Raw genomic sequence first — 1,601 nt, forward strand, 5'->3', positions numbered from 1 at the left:
CCTTTGAGCAGGCGACGGCATTGAAGGCGCTGGGCTATCGGGTGGTGATTCTCGCCGAGCGCGGTCGGCGAGAGCTGGCGGAAGCAGTTGGCGCCGACTTGGTTAAGCTGAAACGCTGGCCGCTGAAGGGGGCTTTTCGGCGTTTCTGGTTCAATCGTCGGGTGCAGGCGTGGTGCCGTCGCCATCAACCCGCGATGCTGGTTAGCCACGGTGATGTCGAAACGCCGGACGTCGTCTATATGCATAACTGCGTGCATCTTGCCAGCCAGCGTATCCAAGGCCGTGAGTTACCCGAGGGCCACGAGGTGGCAGCGATTCACGACCGCGTGCTGCAGGGTGGCAAGTTTCGCCGCCTAGCAGTCAACTCGCGGATGATGGCGGAGGACTTCCGCGATCGCTATGGGATTCCGTTCGAAAAAATTGAAGTTAGCTATCCGGGCTATGATCCCGAGATATTTAATCTCCAGCGGGCTGCGGCAGGCCGCGAGGCACGTCGGCGTGAGCTGGGCGTCGATGACGACACCTGGCTGATCGGGTTGGTCACCTCCGGCAACTTCACCAAACGCAACGTGTCGGGGTTCGTCGACATGGCCGCCGGTCTGGAAAAACACCTGCCCGGCGAGTGTCGCTTTTTGGTCGTTGGGAAGGACGACTTTTCGCCCTATCAGCACCAGGCCGAACAGGCGGGCATTGCCGAGCGCTTCATCTGGCGCACCACGGTTAGTGACGTCGAGACACTCTACGGCGCGCTCGACGTGTTCGTGCTGCCGGCTCATATCGAGGAGTTCGGCCGCGTCTCGATCGAGGCCATGGCCTGCGGAACGCCGGTATTGCTCTCTTCTACTACCGGCGCCGCCGAGCTGCTGGAGGCTGACCACGCCGACCTGATTCTGGATAGTCGGGATACGCAGGCCTGGGTGGAGCGCCTCGTGTGCCTCCTCGACGAAGACGATCAGGTCTTTAGGGGAAGAGTTTTATCATTGTTAGTCGCTCATCTTTCCTATCGGGACAAAACACAGAAAATGGCGCAACATTTCCGCCAGCTGATGGCTGGAGTCGAGCACGAAGGGAGATAATGAATGAAGTTCCGCGGGAGTTATAAGCTGCAGTATGCTCACGCATCCGATCACCGCGTAACGATCGGCAAGTGGTTCAGAAAGCGTTACAAGACGCTGGTCCATGGGCTCGGCGACAGATGGGTCGCGCCTATCTCGACCGATTTATCGACCTGTTTCGTAGTCGGCTGCGGACACAGTGGAACGACCCTAGTGGCGGCCAAGCTTGGAAGGCACGGGGATGCTCACCTTATTGGTCGTGAGACGCACGGCTATGCACCGGCATGTGGACTTCGCGCTTCGCGGCGAAGCACGCAGGAGTGGCTTTCGACGCTGCGCGCGAACAACAAGAAGTTACTGATCGAGAAAACCCCCAAGCACGTCCACGTCATTCCGAGAGTTCGGCGGGTCTTGCCGGAGGCCAGGTTTCTTGCCATGGTCCGCAACCCACTCGATAACTGCTTCTCGCTGTATCAGCGCTATGGCGATCTGGGCTTCGCGATTGATCGGTGGAATATGGACAACGCCGCCATCATTGATCAAGTG

Annotated in this window: 2 protein-coding genes; both read left to right on the plus strand. The window is 59.2% G+C overall.

Going from position 1 to position 1,601, the window contains the following annotated elements:
- Positions 1-1,076: glycosyltransferase family 4 protein (locus tag OP496_RS17645; protein WP_280565211.1), on the plus strand; the 1,076-nt coding region annotated here is incomplete at its 5' end.
- Between the two features lie 3 nt (positions 1,077-1,079).
- Positions 1,080-1,601: sulfotransferase (locus OP496_RS17650; protein WP_280565212.1), on the plus strand; the 522-nt coding region annotated here is incomplete at its 3' end.

The sequence above is a fragment of the Chromohalobacter sp. 48-RD10 genome, assembly GCF_029889785.1.
GTDB lineage: Bacteria > Pseudomonadota > Gammaproteobacteria > Pseudomonadales > Halomonadaceae > Chromohalobacter.